Below are 15285 nucleotides of genomic sequence, written 5' to 3'. Positions count from 1 at the left end.
ATGGACGCGTCCGGCCTGGTCACTCTCGACGACGTGCGCGCGGCGGCGCGGCGGCTCGACGGCGTCGCCGTCCGGACGCCGCTGCTCCCGGCCGCGTGGGCCGGCGGCGAGCTGTGGTTGAAACCGGAGGGCCTGCAGGCGACCGGGGCGTTCAAGCTGCGCGGCGCGTTCAACGCCGTCGCCCTGCTCGACGACGGCGCCCGGGCCCGCGGCGTCGTCACGCACTCCAGCGGCAACCACGCGCAGGCGCTGGCCTGGGCCGCCCGTGCGCAGGGCATCGCGGCCACAGTCGTCATGCCCGACGCGGCCGCGCCGGTGAAGGTCGCGGCGACCCGCGCGCTCGGCGCCGAGGTGGTCATGGTGCCGCCGCCGGAGCGCGACAGCCGGGTCCGCGAGCTGGTCGCCGAGCGCGGGCTGACGTTCGTCTCGCCGTTCGACGACGCCCGGATCATCGCCGGCGCGGGTACCGTCGGACTGGAGATCGCCACCGACCGGCCCGACGCCGGCACCGTCCTCGTCCCCGTGGGCGGCGGCGGGCTGATCTCCGGCATCGGCGTCGCCGTGAAGGCGCTGGCGCCGGGGACCCGCGTCGTCGGCGTCGAGCCCGAGCTGGCGGCCGATGCACGCGACAGCCTGGCCCGCGGCGAACGGGTCGCCTGGAACCCGGCCGACACCTACCGCACCATCGCCGACGGCGTCCGGCTCCCGGTGGTCGGCGAGCTGACCTGGGAGCACATCCGCCGCTACGTCGACGAGATCGTGACGGTCCCGGAGGACGCGATCCTGGCCGCCGTGCGGCTGCTCGCCACCCGCGGCCGCATCGTGGCCGAGCCGACGGGCGCGCTGACGACGGCCGCGTTTCTCGCCGAGCCGGAGCGGTTCGGCCGGGCGGTGGCCGTGGTGTCCGGCGGCAACGCGGACCCGGCGCTGCTGGCGCGGGTGCTCACTGACTCGGCGTCAGGCTGAACCCCTCGTCGAGCCAGCCCGTGACGCCGCCGATCATCTTCTTGACCGGGCGGCCGAGCCGGGCCAGCCGCAGCGCTGCCTTGTCCGCGCCGTTGCAGTGCGGTCCGGCGCAGTAGACGACGAAGGGCGTCTCCGCGGGCCACTGCGCGAGGTTGCGCTCGACGATGCGGCCGTGCGGCAGGCTGACGGCGCCCGGCACGTGGCCGGCGGCGTACAGCTCCGGGCTGCGCACGTCGAGCAGGACGAAGTCCGCGGTGCCGGTCGTCAGCGTGTGGTGCACGTCCCAGCAGTCGGTCTCGAAGGCGAGAAGGGACGCGAAGTGCGCGGCGGCCGCCTCAGGCGGCGCGGGTAGGATCGTCATCGTCATAGCGTCGACGGTACGTCGGCCGGGTGTGCTCCGGCAGAGATGATCGGGGGTATTCGGCCACATCATGGCGGGGAAGCCCCGGTATCCTAGGCGCATGGCCGACGATTCCGCAGCGACCCTCGACGGCGTCGACTGGCAGCTGCTCGAGCACCTCCAGCGCGACGGCCGGGTCGCCGTCGCGGAGTTGGCCCGCCGCGTCAACCTCGGGCCCACCGCGACCGCCGACCGCATCCGCCGGCTGACCGACCTCGGCGTCATCGCCGGCTTCCGGGCCGAGCTCGACCTGGAGCGCATCGGCTACAGCGTCATCGCCTACGTGCGGCTGCGCTACCCGTCGGGCAACTACCGCGCGCTGCACGCCGAGCTAAACCGCACCCAGGAGCTGCTGGAGTGCCACCACGTCACCGGCGACGACTGCTTCGTCCTCAAGGTGGCCGCGCGGTCGATGCGGCACCTCGAGGAGCTCGCCGGCAGGCTGGCCACCCTCGGCAGCGTCACGACGTCCGTCGTGTACTCGTCGCCGCTGGTTTCGCGGGTGATCACCCAGCCGCAACCCTGACGCGACAGCGTCGGTCATGGAGGTGGGTCGCGCTCGTGACCGCATTGCTCGTGCTCTTCGCCCTGGTCGTGGCCGGCGGCATCGGGTCGGCGGCCGGCGCCTACCTCGTCGACCGGCGGCCGCGGCCGGACCTCGCACGCGAGGAGCTGGCCCGCGGTCTCGACGCCACCGACGCCGCGCTGCTCACCGGCGGCGTCGCCCGGGCCGTCGATGTGGCCGTGCTGGCCCTCGTCGACCGAGAGCTGGTCCGCGCCGACGGCGGCACGCTCACCGTCAGCGACGAGGTCGACCGGTTGCTCGACACCCCGATGGACAGTCCGGACTACCGGCCGCCCTACTCCTTCGAGGAGGCGTCGATCCTGGTGTCGGTCCGCGCCAGGGGCGGGGAGGGCCTGGACGCCGTCCGCCGCGACGTCCTGAAGTGGAAGCTGCGCAGCCGGTTGCGCGCGCTGGCCGGCCGCGGGCTGCTGGTCACGCCGTTGCGCCGGCAGTGGGGGCCGATGACGGTGGCCGGGCCGACGCTGGTCGGCATGTTCTTCTGTTCCATGGGGTTCCTGTCGGCGGGGCCGATCGAGGAGATCGAGGTCCCGGCGTCGCTGACCATCCTCGGCTGGCTGCCGGTCACGATCCTGACGGCGGTCATCTGGAGCCGGCGGCCCGGCTATCACGGTCCCGACCCGCGGACCGCGCGCGGCCGCGACATCTCGGACGTCCTGGTGGCCGAGCTGCCCGGCGACGCGGCGCAGGCGCAGCGGGTCGCCGTCGGCGGGTTCGCCGCGATGACCGACGACGCGCTGCGCCGCGACGTCCAGGGCAACGCCGTCGAGTCGCGGTGGAGCGTCCCCAGCGGCCGCCGCCGTGCCGCCGCCTACGGCGTCAACGCCGCGCTCGCCATCGACTCCGGCATGACGAGCGACGGCGGCGGGGACGGAGGCGGCGACAGCGGCGGCGGGGACTGACGGGTCCGGTCGCTCAGGAGAGCGCCGGGATGACCTCGCGCTCGAACAGTTCGACGCCGCTGAGGTCGTGGGCGGCCTCGGGGAAGTAGCCGATGGCGTAGCGCATGCCCAGGTCCTGGAACCGCCGGATGCCGTCGGCGACCTGCTCGGGCGTGCCGACCGCCGGGCTGTCGCGGTACGGCTGCATCTTCTCCGCGACGACGTCGGGCCTCATGAACCGGCCGTAGATCTCCTCGACCCGGGCCAGCTTGCTGTCGACCTCGGCCTGGGTGGTGCCGATGACGACGTTGAAGTTCATCGACCGGGTGATGGAGTCGTAGTCGGTGCCCAGGTCGCGGCAGTGCTGCGCCAGCACCTCCGATTTGTGCTTGAACACCTCCGGCGTGCCGCTGAAGTTGGTGTACGCCGTAAAGCTGCGCGAGCCGGTGTACTGCGTGCCGCGGGCGTGCTTGGCCGCGATGCGCAACGTCACCTTCTCGCCGCCGCCGGCGATCCACAGCGGGATGCCGTCCTCCTGCAGCGGCAGCGGCCGGCAGATGGCGCCGTCGACCTGGTAGTGCTCGCCGGCCAGTGTCGCGACGCCGTTGGTCCACGCCTGCCGCATGATGTCGACGCCCTCGTCGAGCATCGCCAGGCGCACGCCAGCGCGCGGGAAGCCGAACCCGTAGGCGCGCCACTCGTGCTCGTACCAGCCCGCGCCGATGCCCATCTCGACCCGCCCGCCCGACACGACGTCCGCCGTCGCGGCGACCTTCGCCAGGTACGCCGGGTTGCGGTAGGCCATGCACGTGCACATCTGGCCCAGCCGCACCCGCTGCGTCGCGGCGCCGAACGCCGCCATCAGCGTCCACGCTTCGTGCGTGGCCTCCTCGGTCGGCACCGGGGTGGTGTGGAAGTGGTCGTAGACCCAGATCGACTCCCAAGGGCCCGCGTCGGCGTGCTGGGCGACCTTCAGCATGGTCGCCCAGTGTTCGGCCGGCTTGATGTCGACGAGGTCCAGGCGCCAGCCCTGCGGGACGAAGAGTCCGAACTTCATGGGGGAAGAAGTCATAGGGCTCACGCTAGGTCAAGGCCGTGAACGGCCGGAGACAAGCCTCCGGTTTGGTCGTCCGTCCCGCTGGCTAGGCTGCGGCGATGGGCCGGTTCACGATGGCCGCCGCCCTATCGTCCAGATCACGCGAGCCCGGGAGCGACGGTGAACGACGACGAACTGATCGCCTCGGCGACCACCCACCTCAACCCCCGCCATGTGGGGGACAGGCTCATCGGCGACGTCGCGTCGACGTTGGTCACAGACCGGGGCGAGGCGTACCACGGGGTCTGCATCGACACCCCGTCCGGCACCGGGTTCTGCGCCGAGCACAGCGCGATCGCCGCCATGGTGACTGGCGGCGAGGAGCGCATCGCCGCCATCGTGGCGGTCTGGCGCGACGAGAACGACGCACTGTACGTGCTGCCACCGTGCGGCCGGTGCCGCGAGTTCATCCGCCAACTGCACCCGGACAACCTCGACACCCGGGTCGTCCTGGGCCGGGACCGCGCCGTGCCGCTGCGTGAGCTGCTGCCGGCGCACGAGTGGCCCGCGCCGCTGGACTGAGGCGGAGGAAACTGGCTCGTCGACCTCAACCGCCCCAGCTAGCTGGTGACGTGGCCGATCGTTGATGATCACCGCTGTCCACAAGCACCAACGCCACACCACGAGCCCACGCACGAACCCCGGCTGACGTGCCACGTGCCACGCGCTCGGCAGAACACAACCACCGCGAACGTGCGAGCCGCCACCGAGTCGATCATGGAGAAGGGTCGGGTTTCCTGCGACTGCAGAGCCGACCTTCTCCATGATCAAGCCGTGCCCGGTCGTCGTCGCCGTGCGCGCCAGCCCCGTACGACGCCACGCTGACGGCGCAGACGACCCATCCGACATCGGACCGGTTGTCCACACCTGGTCGTCAACGTCAACGACGACCCATCGTCACCGACAACGGCGGCTGACAACCGCGGCCGCTCACGGGCGAGATGGACCCACGGACGGAGCAGAAGAGCCCGGGGAACTCGCAGGCTTGTGGAGTGACCGGCCGAATATTCGCTGGTGCTGCCCGATCCCACGGGGCACACTGTCGGCGATGCTGATCGATCATTTCCCCGTGATGGGGCTTCGGCTGCGAAGCCCCAGGCTGGAACTGCGGCTGCCTACACACGACGAACTGGCCGAGCTCGCGGAGCTGGCCGTCGACGGGATACACGAACCGGACATGATGCCGTTCGGGACACCGTGGACCGAACTGCCTCCCGAAGAGCTGGCTCGCCGTGTCATCCAGCGTCAGTGGAAGACCCTGTCGGAGATCAAACCCGAGTCCTGGGCACTGAATCTGGTCGTCTTCATGGACGGTAAGCCGGTGGGCGTCCAAGAGATCGAAGCCGATGACTTCGCGATCCAGCGTGAGGTCCGATCCGAATCCTGGCTCGGCCTGCGTCACCAGGGGCAGGGCATCGGCACCGAGATGCGCGCCGCCATGCTGCACTTGGCCTTCGCCGGGCTGAGAGCCGAAGAGGCGGTGTCCGTCGCCTACACCCATAACCACGCTTCGCTGCGGGTGTCTCGCAAGCTCGGCTACGCCGAAAACGGGATCGGCCGGGGCATCTCCAAGGGGAAATTGGCCTTCGAACAGCGTTTCCGGCTGACCCGGCAAGCCTGGGAGGACCACCGGAGTGTCAACGCGACGATCGAGGGTCTCGAACCCTGCCTGTCGCTGTTGGGGGCAGAGAACGTCTAGACGACCAGGGCATCGAGATCCGGGATCGGCCGCACATCCGAAGGTTGACGCTCGAACACCTGTTCGATAGTGTCTCTCCATGGTTCTTCCGAACACCACACCGGCGGCCGGCTACGGGCAGCGGCCGAGCCGCCCCTCCAGGCCACCACCCTCCCCGGGGTGATCGGCAGGGCCGTCGCCCGGGCTTCCCCCGACTCGCGGGCGGCGGCCCTGCCGATCACTGGGCGGCGTAGAATTCGTCGGGTCATGGCCGTTCTCCGATACACACTGCTGCGCGCGCTGGTCTTCGCCGTCGTCGCCGCGCTGCTCTGGCTCGTCGGGTTGCGCGGGCTCGTCCTCGTGGCGCTCGGCCTCGTGCTCTCCGGAGTGCTCAGCTTCTTCGTGCTGCGCGGCAGCCGCGACCAGGTGTCCATCGCGTGGGACCGGCGGCTGCGCACCATCCGTGAGCGCACCGCGGCCGAGGACGCGTGGGACGACGAGCAGCGCGCCCAGGCCGAGCGGTCCCGCTCCGATGCGGAGGCCCCGCGGGCGAGCCGTCCCGACGGGCCGCGCGAGGCCTAGCCGGCCGCTCGCGAGGCGTCAGCCGGAGGCGTGCGAAAGCCGCCCGGCTGGGTACATCCGTGCCATGACCGACGATCGACGCACGAAACCCGGGGCCACGCCCGGCGAGGACCCGCGGGAGATCGACCAAGAACGCCTCGGTGAGGCCGCGCTCGACGAGATGGAAGGCTACGAGGGCGTCGTGCATCCGCAGCCGGCCACCGGCGACCAAGGTCTCAGCTCCGACGCACCGGGCCGTGACCTGCATGAACTCGACGACGCCGCCGACGTTCCCGAGCTCCGCGACGAGAGCTGACCACTTCCCGAGAGAAATCTTGACAGGGCGCGTCATGATCCGGTCGTCCCCCTGTCTTGTGGGTCAGACGGCACCGCCGGGGGCCGTCGTCACACAGGAGGTTCTCATGATGACTGACGAATACGAGCGTGCTGCCGAGGACGCGAAGCAGGCCAAGCGGGGCCGGCACCGCGGCGAGAGCCTGTCGCTGCTGCAGGATCTGCGGGCCGCCATCGTCGCGCGGATTCCCACCGAGGACCGCGGCTACACCGGTCCCCGCCGCGCCCGCCGGCACGCCTGAGGTGCGGGCGGGAGCCACATCTCCGTCGACCGACCCGCGGATCGCCGCAGCCAGCGGTCCCGCCAGACGAAGAGCCGGCCGCCAGCCGGTTCCCGACCCCGGCCCGGCGCGTGGGCGAACCCCTCAGCCCACCGCCAGGCCGACGGTCAGCAGCACCGCGAAGACCAGCTCGGTCATCCCCGTCCGCTTCAGCACCGGGATGAGGTCTCGGCCGGTCGCGCGCCGGACCACCGGCAGCGCGGTCACCACGGCCAGTGGGGCGCACAGCAGCGTGAGGGCGCCCCACGGCCGGCCCGTGACGGCCAGCGCCGCGACGATGAGGAACGGCGCCGTCATCAGCAGCACGTAGAGCATCCGGCTGCGCTGCTCGCCGAGCGTCACTGCCAGCGTCCGCTTGCCGCTCACCGCGTCGGTGCCGATGTCGCGGATGTTGTTGACCAGCAGCAGCGCACACGCCAGGCAGCCGATCGCCACCGCCGACACCATTGATGTCCCCGTCAGCCGATCGGCCTGCACGTACGTCGTCCCGGCGACGGCCACCAGCCCGAAGAACACGAACACCGAGATCTCGCCGAGCCCGCGGTAGCCGTACGGGTTGCGGCCGCCGGTGTAGTACCAGGCCGCCGCGATGGCCAGCGCGCCGACGGCGAACAGCCACCAGTGCCCCGACCACGCCACCAGCGCCGCCCCGGACACCCCGGCTGCCCCGAAGCTCCACAGCGCGGCCGCCTTGACCGCCGCCGGCCGAGCCGCGCCGGACCCGACCAGCCGGAACGGGCCGACCCGGTTCTCGTCGGTACCCCGGATGCCGTCGGAGTAGTCGTTCGCGTAGTTCACGCCGATCTGCAGCGCGAGCGCGACCAGCAGCGCCAGCGCCGCCTTGCCCAGGTGCTCGGCGTCGGCGGCCGCCGCGGCTCCGGTGCCCACCAGCACCGGCGCGACGGCGGCCGGCAGGGTCCGCGGCCGGGCGCCCTCGACCCACTGCCCGAGCGTCGCCATCAGGCGTCCTCCAGTCCCAGCCGGGCCGCCAGGGCGCGGCGGTCGGTCTTCCCACCCGGCAGGGTGGGCAGCGCATCGAGCACGTGCAGCTCCTTGGGGGCGTAGGCGACGGGGTGCCGCACGCGGATGTGGGCGCGGACGGAGTCCAGCGACGGCGGCCGCGCGGCGTCGGCGGGCACGACAGCGACGACGATCCGCTCGCCCCACTCGGCGTCGGGAACGGCGACGCTGAGCGCCTCGGCGACGTCCGGATGCGAGGCGACGGCGAGATCGACGGCGGTCAGCGGGACGTTCTCGCCGCCGGACACCGCGACGTCGTCGGCCCGGCCGAGCACCGTCAACCGGCCGTCGTCGTCCAGCGAGCCGAGATCGGACGTGGTGAACCAGCCGCCGTCGAACGCCGGCGCGAGGTCCGGGCGGAGGCGGTAGCCCGACGCCAGCATCGGACCGGCCAGCCGGATCCGTCCGTCGGCGGCCAGCTCGACCCGCGCACCGTCCAGCGGGACGCCGTCGTACACGCAGCCGCCGCAGGTCTCCGTCATCCCGTAGGTGGTGACGACCTCGACGCCGGCCTTGCGCGCGCGGTCGAGCAGCGCGCCGTCGGTCGCGGCGCCGCCGACGAGCACGGCGTCGTACCCGGTCAGGGCCGAGAGCGGTGCGCCGCCGGCGTCGAGCAGCGTGCGGAGCTGCCGCGGGACGAGCGCGGTGTAGCGGCGTCCGCCGCCGGCGAAGACCTGCACGCTGGCGGCCGCGAACAGCTCCGGGTCGAACCCGCCGCTGAGGTCGACCGCGACCGGTTCTCTCCCCGCGATCACCGACCTGGCCAGCACCATCAGCCCGGCGATGTGGGTGGCCGGCAGCGCGAGCAGCCAGCGGCCCGGCCCGCCGAGGCGCTCCAGCGTCGCCTCGGCGGAGGCCCGGACGGCGGCGGCGCTCAGCAGCGCGCCCTTCGGCCGCCCCGTCGACCCCGACGTCGGCACGATGAACGCGACGTCGTCCTCCAGTGGCCGGCGCGGCGCGAACTCCCCGATCAGCTCGTCGCGCATCGCCGCCGGCGACGACGGGAGCGGCAGCAGCGCGTCCCCGCCGGCCAGCGCCGCCGCGACGGCGGGCAGCAGCCGCGGCACGACGGCGGGCCGCAGCGGCACCTCGACCGTGGTCAGGGTGCGGCGGCTGGACGGGCCGGGCGGCTGGGTGTGCGTCTGCATCGCCCCACCACCCTAGATGCCGGTCAGCGCCTGCCGGGCGACGGCTCAGTAGTACCAGGGGAAGCGCGACCAGTCCGGCGGCCGCTTCTCCAGGAACGCGTCGCGGCCCTCGACCGCCTCGTCGGTCATGTAGGCGAGCCGCGTCGCCTCGCCGGCGAAGACCTGCTGGCCGACCATGCCGTCGTCGATGGCGTTGAAGGCGAACTTGAGCATCCGCTGCGCCGTCGGGCTCTTGCCGTTGATCTTGGCGGCCCACTCGAGCGCGACGTTCTCCAGGTCGGCATGTGGGACGACCGCGTTGACCATGCCCATGCGATGCCCGTCGGCCGCCGAGTACTCGTCGCCGAGGAAGAAGATCTCGCGGGCGAACTTCTGGCCGACCTGCCGGGCCAGGTACGCCGACCCGTAGCCGCCGTCGAACGAGCCGACGTCGGCGTCGGTCTGCTTGAACCGGGCGTGCTCCTCGCTGGCCAGGGTGAGGTCGCAGACGACGTGCAGGCTGTGCCCGCCGCCGGCCGCCCAGCCGGGGACCACCGCGATGACGACCTTCGGCATGAACCGGATCAGCCGCTGCACCTCGAGGATGTGCAGCCGCCCCGCCCGCGCGGCGTCGACGGTCTCGGCGGTCTCGCCGCTGGCGTACTGATAGCCGGAGCGGCCGCGGATCCGCTGGTCGCCGCCGGAGCAGAACGCCCAGCCGCCGTCCTTCGGCGACGGCCCGTTCCCGGTCAGCAGCACGCACCCGACGTCGGGCGTCATGCGCGCGTGGTCGAGCGCCCGGTACAGCTCGTCGACGGTGTGCGGCCGGAACGCGTTGCGCACCTCGGGCCGGTCGAACGCGACCCGCACAGTGCCGCGGTCGTGCGCGTCCGCGACGTGCCGGTGGTACGTGATGTCGCTGAACTCGAAGCCCTCGACCGGGCGCCAGCGGGACGGATCGAACGGTACGGTCGTCACGCCGGTCACGCTAGCCGGTGCATCCGTCCGGGTGCTCGCATAGGGTGCCGCTCGGATGCCGACCTGTGCTGACGGTGGCCGCCTGCTCCGGCGGCGACACCGAGCCCGAAGCGGTCGCTGCGACGCCCACACCGACCACCGACGTGGCGGGCACGAACGAGAAGACCAACGTCCCGCCGCCCGCGACCCGCAGCCCGGGGGCGAGCGTGCTGCTCGACAGGGTGCCGTTCGCGGACGAGCTCAGCCGGACGGGCGCCGCCCTCCCTGAGGGCGCCGAGCCGGTCTCCAACGCCATCACCGGTCCGGACGGCGCGACCATCGCCACGGAATCGCTCGTCATCCCCTGAAATCGGGGGAACGAACCGGTCGATTCCATCGTCCCAATGGTGTGGGTGCACCGGGCCGGGGCCGACATGCGTCGGTGATCATGGAAAATAGGGGCATGAAGTACCGCGTGACGGCCGTTGCCGGTGTCCTGGCCCTCCTCGTGGCGGCGGTGTTCGCCATCCTCGGAGCCACGAACGGCGACGACACGACCGCGAGCGACGACGGCGGTTCCGACGCGACCATCGTCCAGGCGGCCGCCTCGCCGGCGCCCGAGCAGGTGGCCGGCGCCATCGCCGCGGAGCCGCCGGCCGCGCCCGACGAGCTCCCGCTGGTCCTGACTGCCCCGACGGAGGCGCGGCCGGGTAGCACCGTCACGTTCGGTGCCAGCTGGATCACCCCGTCCGGCGAGGCCGTCAGCGGCGAGGTCGACCTGCAGCGCATCGAGGGCAACTCCTGGGCGACCGTCACCACGGTCCCGGTCGAGAACGGCACCGGCGAGGTCGAGGTGCAGGTGCAGACGTCGGGCATCTACCGGCTCGCGTACGGCGGCGGCCCCGAGGTCGAGGCGGTCGCGTCGCACGAGGTCGTCATCACGGCAGGCTCGCCGCTGGTGTCGCGCGTCACCGCCACCGCGGAGAAGTCCGACGACGGTGTGAGCGTCACCGCCGCGTGGACCACCGAGGGCGGTGTCCCGATCGTCGGCGAGATCGGGCTGGAGCAGGCGGCCGACGGCGAGGAGTGGGCGCCGGTGTCCGCCATCACGACGACGGCCGAAGGCACGGCGACCGCGCAGGCCACCGCCGAGCACACCACGCGGTTCCGGTTCAGCTATGCCGGCGGCAGCCGGTTCAGCGCCGTCGTCAGCGAAGAGGCCATCGCGCTCGGCGACGACGTCCGCACGATCCCGGTCGAGACCTGCGATGACGACGTCGACATCGACAACCTCGGCAACGGCGTCGGCTGCCACTACACGCCAGTGGAGTCCGGCACGTTCGTCGTCGCGCACGACTACCTCGGCAACTCGTGGTGGAACTCCATCCCGCACGGCACGTTCGTCCAGCTCGAGGGCGAGTTCACCGGCCTGTACGAGGTCGTCGACCGCGTCATCGCGCAGGGCCGCGGCTCCGCGCTGGGCTCCGCGTCGAACTGGACCTGCGGCGACGAGTGCGACATCGTCCTGCAGACCTGCCAGGGCAGCAACACCGGCTTCACCTGGCTGCGCAAGGTCGAGGGCGAGGCGCCCCCGGAGGGCCAGCCGCAGACGTGACCGTGGTTGCCGACCGCGAGGTCTGACGTCAGTCCCGATGAGACCCAGCGTCCGGGCGCGCCACGGTCAGCCCGTCCGCGACAACCGGGCCGCCTCGTCGATCGACGTCAGCCGGCGCACCGGCGAGAACGCCACCCACAGCGTCGCCAGCACCATGCCGCAGGCGCCGGCCACCATCGCCGTCCGCGCGTCGGCCGCCCCGGCCAGCACCCCGCCGAGCGATGCGCCCACCGGGATCGCGCCCCACGAGATCAGCCGGTACGCCGCGTTCACCCGGCCGCGCAGGTCCTCCGGCAACGCCGCCTGACGCAGCGTCACCGCGTGCACGTTGGCGATGCCGATGCCGACGCCCATCACCACGAACACCGTGCACAGCAGTACCAGCGTTCCGACGACGTCCGTGCCCGTCAGCGCGACCAGCACCGGCGCGGTGTTGCCGAGGATCAGCGTGATCAGCAGCACCCGCCCGTAGCCGAACCGTCCGGTCATCCGCGAGCCGAACCACGCGCCGAGGAACGAGCCGATCCCGCCGGCGGTGAACACGACGCCGATCTGCACCGGGTTCAACCCGACCTCGCGCACCGTGAACAGCATCAGTCCGAGGATGAAGACCTCGTTGAACAGGTTGAACGTCGTCGCCTCGCCGAGCAGCGCTCGGACGAACCGGTTGTGCAGCGCCTCGCGCAGCCCGGCGGTCACCTCGGCCCACGACGGACGGGCGGATGCCGCGGGCCGCGGCGTCTCCACGACGGCGATGCCGCGCAGGCTGAGCGCCGACACCAGGTAGGTCAGCGCGTTGACGAGCATCGCGACCGGCGCCGAGGCCGCCTGCACGAGCAGCCCTCCGAAGCCGCGGGCGCCGATCTCGTTCGCCGACTGCGCCGCCGCCAGCTTCCCGTTCGCGTCGACCAGCTGGTGCGGCGTCACGACCTCCGGCACGAACGCGAAGTCGGCGACCTGGTACAGCACCGTCAACACACCGGCCAGGAACATCACGCCGTAGAGCAGCTCGATCCCGGCGACCCCGGCCCAGACGGTGATCGGGATCACCAGGATCAGCGCGAACCTCCCGAGGTCGGCGCCGACCATGAGCGGCAGCCGGCGCCGCCGGTCGACCAGCATCCCCAGCGGCAGCGTGGCCAGCAGGAACGGGAGGAACTGCGCCGTGCGCAGCGTGCCCAGCTCGCCCGGCGTGGCGGCCAGCACACCGATGGCCAGCAGCGGTACCGCCAGCTCGGCGACCTCGGATCCGAATATCGACACCGCCGACCCGGTCCAGAGCCGGCGGAAGTCACGGCTGTCCCAGGCGCGAGTACTCGCCGTAACCGATGTCATAGATTCAGAGGTTATGAAATAACCGATGAAAACCGCAAGAGGGTTATGCTCAGAACATGTCCGTCACCGGAGCCAGCACGCCGGCGCCCGGCCGGCTCGAAACGGTCCGGCGCTTCGTCAACACGCTCGACATCGACGCGGGCACGGACGCGCTGGCGACCCCGGGCGACCTCGCCGGCTGGCTGCGGTCGGCGTCGCTGCTGCCCGGCGACGCCCCGGCCGCGCCGGATGATCTCGCCCACGCGGTCGCCGTCCGCGAGGCGCTGCGGGAGGCACTGGCCGCCAACCACGGCGGCGACCCGATCCCGTCCGGCGCCGTCGCCGTCCTCAACGCCGCCGCCGCGCGCGCCCGGCTGACCGCGACCCTCACCGCCCGCGACGGCTGGCGGCCCCGTCCGTCGGCCGGCGGCGTCGACGGCGCGATCGGCGGGCTGCTGGCACTGGTCGGCGACGCGATGGCGGACCGGACGTGGTCGCGGCTCAAGGTGTGCGTCAACGACACCTGCCGGTGGGCGTTCTACGACGCGTCGCGGGCACGGTCGGGCAAGTGGTGCTCGATGCAGGTCTGCGGCAACCGGGCCAAGCAGCGGGCGTGGCGCGACCGCAGGGCAGAATCGACCACGTGAACCCCTCGACGTCGGCGGCCCGCACGCTGGTCACCGAGCTGGTCCGGTACGGCGTCCGGCACGTCGTGCTGGCGCCCGGCTCGCGGTCCGCGCCGCTGGCCCATGCGCTGGCGACGGCGGCCGCGCGCGGCGACCTTCGGCTGCACGTGCGCATCGACGAGCGGGTCGCCGCCTTCACCGCGCTCGGGCTGGCCCGGGTGGCCGGGCCGGTCGCCGTGGTGACGACGTCCGGGACGGCGGCGGCGAACCTCTATCCCGCCGTGCTGGAGGCGTCGCACTCCGGGGTTCCGTTGCTGCTGCTCACCGCCGACCGGCCGCATGAGGTCCGCGGCACCGGCGCCAACCAGACCACCGACCAGGTGCGGCTGTTCGGGTCCGCCGTCCGGTTCTTCGCCGACGTGCCCGCCCCGTACGGGCGGCCGGGGGAGGATGCGGACCTGCGCGCCCTGCTGGCCCGCGCGGTCGCGGCCGCGGTGGGGACCCGATCGGGCTTCGCCGGCCCGGTTCATCTCGACCTCGCCTTCCGCGAGCCGCTGGTCCCCGACGACGACGCGGCCTGGCCGGTGTCGCGGGCCGGGGCGGTGGATGTCACGGACGTCACGGCCGTCGCGGCTGGCGCGGGCGCCGCGCCGGCGGGGGAGCCGGTGACGCTGGACGAGGGGCCGCGGACGGTCGCGGTCGCCGGTGACGCCGCCGGGCCGGCCGCGCGGACGTACGCCGAGGCGGCCGGCCTCCCGCTGCTCGCCGAGCCGTCGTCGGGCGCCCGGTCCGGACCCAACGCCGTCGGCCCCTACCGATTGCTGCTCGAGCGGCCCGAACTCGGCGGCCGCGTCGAGCGGGTCGTCGTCTTCGGGCATGCGACGCTGTCGCGGCCGGTCAGCGCCCTGCTGGCCGGCGAGTCGGCCGAGGTGGTCGTGGTCGCCGGCGGCGCACCCGACTGGATCGACCCCGGCCGCCGGGCCGCCCGCGTGGTGCCGGCCGTGACGGTGCCGGCCGGGGCTCCGGGCGGCGACGGAGAGTGGCTGGCGTCCTGGCAGCGGGCCGCCAAGGCCGCCCAGGACGCCGTCGACGGCGTGCTCGCGGCCGGACCGCTCTCCGGGCCGGCGGTGGCCGCGCTGGTCTGGGCGGCGCGCCGTCCGGGCGAGACCCTCGTGGCCGGCTCGTCGAACCCGATCCGCGACCTCGACCTCGCCGCGGCGCCGCTCTCCGCCACCGACGGTGGGCCGGTGCTGGCCAACCGCGGCCTGGCCGGCATCGACGGCACGCTGTCGACCGCGACCGGCGTGGCGCTGGGGACCGGCTTGCCGGTTCGTGCGCTGGTCGGAGACCTCACCTTCCTCCACGACGCCGGCGGCCTGCTGATCGGCCCGCTGGAGGACCGGTCAGACCTTCAGATCGTCGTCGTCAACGACGACGGGGGCGGCATCTTCGCGCTGCTCGAGCACGGCGACCCGGCCCACGCCGACCGCTTCGAACGCGTCTTCGGCACCCCGCACGGCGCCGACCTCGCGTCGTTGTGCGCAGGGTACGGAGTGGCGCACCGCCGGGTGACGGACGGCGCGTCGCTGCGAGCGGCCCTGGCCGAGCCGGTGACGGGGCGCAGCGTGCTCGAGGTTCCGGTCGCCCGGGCGGCCCTGCGCGACCTGCACGCCCGCATCCGCGCCGCGGTGACCGCCGCCCTCGGCTGATCCACCACACCCTCGAAGTTGATCTTGGAGTAACCGGGGTATCAATCCGACAAATCGGACCGCAACTGCGCGGTTACTCCAAGATCAACTTGGGAGTTGGCTGGGGGTGCATGGGGC

Annotated in this window: 18 protein-coding genes; 12 read left to right on the top strand and 6 right to left on the bottom strand. The window is 72.9% G+C overall.

All coding sequences use genetic code 11. The features are described from left to right. Positions 1 to 966, top strand: a complete 966-nt coding sequence (locus tag E1262_RS12380; RefSeq protein WP_132103448.1) for a threonine ammonia-lyase — start codon at positions 1 to 3, stop codon at positions 964 to 966. Here the strand turns inward: E1262_RS12380 and E1262_RS12375 are convergent. Then, the gene (locus E1262_RS12375) at positions 944 to 1333 is read right to left on the bottom strand and encodes a rhodanese-like domain-containing protein (RefSeq protein ID WP_132103447.1); all 390 of its coding nucleotides are present in this window, start codon (positions 1331 to 1333) and stop codon (positions 944 to 946) included. The genes E1262_RS12380 and E1262_RS12375 overlap by 23 nt on opposite strands. 94 nt (positions 1334 to 1427) lie before the next feature. Here E1262_RS12375 and E1262_RS12370 point away from each other — a divergent pair, with 94 nt between their 5' ends. After that, positions 1428 to 1892, top strand: coding sequence for an Lrp/AsnC family transcriptional regulator (locus tag E1262_RS12370; RefSeq protein ID WP_132103446.1), 465 nt, complete (start codon positions 1428 to 1430; stop codon positions 1890 to 1892). 35 nt (positions 1893 to 1927) lie between these two features. Continuing rightward, a complete protein-coding gene (locus E1262_RS12365; protein ID WP_132103445.1) occupies positions 1928 to 2851 on the top strand; it encodes a DUF2207 domain-containing protein in 924 nt (307 codons plus the stop codon). A gap of 13 nt (positions 2852 to 2864) precedes the next feature. On the opposite strand, the gene E1262_RS12360 is transcribed toward E1262_RS12365, so the two are convergent. Then, the gene (locus E1262_RS12360) at positions 2865 to 3887 is read right to left on the bottom strand and encodes an LLM class F420-dependent oxidoreductase (protein ID WP_132103544.1); all 1023 of its coding nucleotides are present in this window, start codon (positions 3885 to 3887) and stop codon (positions 2865 to 2867) included. Between the two features lie 159 nt (positions 3888 to 4046). Between E1262_RS12360 and E1262_RS12355 the strand changes: the two genes are divergently transcribed. The 5 genes from E1262_RS12355 to E1262_RS30305 all read left to right on the top strand — a co-directional run bounded on the left by E1262_RS12355 (position 4047) and on the right by E1262_RS30305 (position 6761). After that, on the top strand, positions 4047 to 4448 hold the full coding sequence (locus E1262_RS12355) for a cytidine deaminase family protein (RefSeq protein WP_132103444.1): 402 nt from the start codon (positions 4047 to 4049) through the stop codon (positions 4446 to 4448). Between the two features lie 526 nt (positions 4449 to 4974). Beyond that, positions 4975 to 5625, top strand: coding sequence for a GNAT family N-acetyltransferase (locus E1262_RS12350; protein WP_132103443.1), 651 nt, complete (start codon positions 4975 to 4977; stop codon positions 5623 to 5625). 246 nt (positions 5626 to 5871) lie between these two features. Beyond that, positions 5872 to 6186 (top strand): DUF4229 domain-containing protein, encoded by a 315-nt coding sequence (locus E1262_RS12345; RefSeq protein ID WP_132103442.1) that lies wholly within the window; start codon positions 5872 to 5874, stop codon positions 6184 to 6186. A gap of 64 nt (positions 6187 to 6250) precedes the next feature. Next, complete coding sequence (locus E1262_RS12340) at positions 6251 to 6481, top strand: hypothetical protein (RefSeq protein WP_132103441.1); 231 nt, start codon at positions 6251 to 6253, stop codon at positions 6479 to 6481. A gap of 106 nt (positions 6482 to 6587) precedes the next feature. Beyond that, positions 6588 to 6761, top strand: coding sequence for a hypothetical protein (locus E1262_RS30305; protein WP_162605881.1), 174 nt, complete (start codon positions 6588 to 6590; stop codon positions 6759 to 6761). Between the two features lie 123 nt (positions 6762 to 6884). Here E1262_RS30305 and E1262_RS12335 read toward each other — a convergent pair whose 3' ends face one another. Genes E1262_RS12335 through E1262_RS12325 form a run of 3 tightly spaced genes read right to left on the bottom strand, consistent with a single transcriptional unit; the run spans position 6885 to position 9925 of the window. Next, positions 6885 to 7760, bottom strand: coding sequence for a 1,4-dihydroxy-2-naphthoate polyprenyltransferase (locus tag E1262_RS12335; RefSeq protein ID WP_132103440.1), 876 nt, complete (start codon positions 7758 to 7760; stop codon positions 6885 to 6887). Beyond that, entirely contained in the window at positions 7760 to 8968 is a 1209-nt protein-coding gene (gene menE / locus E1262_RS12330; protein WP_132103439.1) for an o-succinylbenzoate--CoA ligase, read from the bottom strand. Before menE ends, E1262_RS12335 begins: the two co-directional genes overlap by 1 nt. Positions 8969 to 9013: 45 nt before the next feature. Next, complete coding sequence (locus E1262_RS12325) at positions 9014 to 9925, bottom strand: 1,4-dihydroxy-2-naphthoyl-CoA synthase (protein ID WP_132103438.1); 912 nt, start codon at positions 9923 to 9925, stop codon at positions 9014 to 9016. Between the two features lie 65 nt (positions 9926 to 9990). On the opposite strand from E1262_RS12325, the gene E1262_RS12320 reads away from it, so the two are divergent. Beyond that, complete coding sequence (locus E1262_RS12320) at positions 9991 to 10272, top strand: hypothetical protein (RefSeq protein WP_132103437.1); 282 nt, start codon at positions 9991 to 9993, stop codon at positions 10270 to 10272. A 95-nt stretch (positions 10273 to 10367) separates the two neighbouring features. Continuing rightward, positions 10368 to 11519 carry a hypothetical protein gene (locus E1262_RS12315; protein WP_132103436.1) on the top strand — a complete coding sequence of 384 codons (1152 nt, stop codon included), beginning with the start codon at positions 10368 to 10370 and terminating at the stop codon, positions 11517 to 11519. 66 nt (positions 11520 to 11585) lie between these two features. Here the strand turns inward: E1262_RS12315 and E1262_RS12310 are convergent, their stop codons facing one another. Next, positions 11586 to 12854, bottom strand: a complete 1269-nt coding sequence (locus E1262_RS12310; RefSeq protein WP_132103435.1) for an MFS transporter — start codon at positions 12852 to 12854, stop codon at positions 11586 to 11588. A gap of 56 nt (positions 12855 to 12910) precedes the next feature. On the opposite strand from E1262_RS12310, the gene E1262_RS12305 reads away from it, so the two are divergent. Together E1262_RS12305 and menD are read left to right on the top strand one after the other, a co-directional pair. Next, positions 12911 to 13480, top strand: coding sequence for a CGNR zinc finger domain-containing protein (locus E1262_RS12305; protein ID WP_132103434.1), 570 nt, complete (start codon positions 12911 to 12913; stop codon positions 13478 to 13480). Further along, entirely contained in the window at positions 13477 to 15168 is a 1692-nt protein-coding gene (gene menD, locus E1262_RS12300; protein WP_132103433.1) for a 2-succinyl-5-enolpyruvyl-6-hydroxy-3-cyclohexene-1-carboxylic-acid synthase, read from the top strand. The genes E1262_RS12305 and menD overlap by 4 nt, the downstream gene beginning before the upstream one ends. Positions 15169 to 15285 lie beyond the last annotated feature (117 nt).

Origin of the sequence: Jiangella aurantiaca (assembly GCF_004349105.1) — a bacterium.
Classification (GTDB): Bacteria; Actinomycetota; Actinomycetes; order Jiangellales; family Jiangellaceae; genus Jiangella; species Jiangella aurantiaca.
This window is presented reverse-complemented; position numbering and strand designations above follow the sequence as displayed.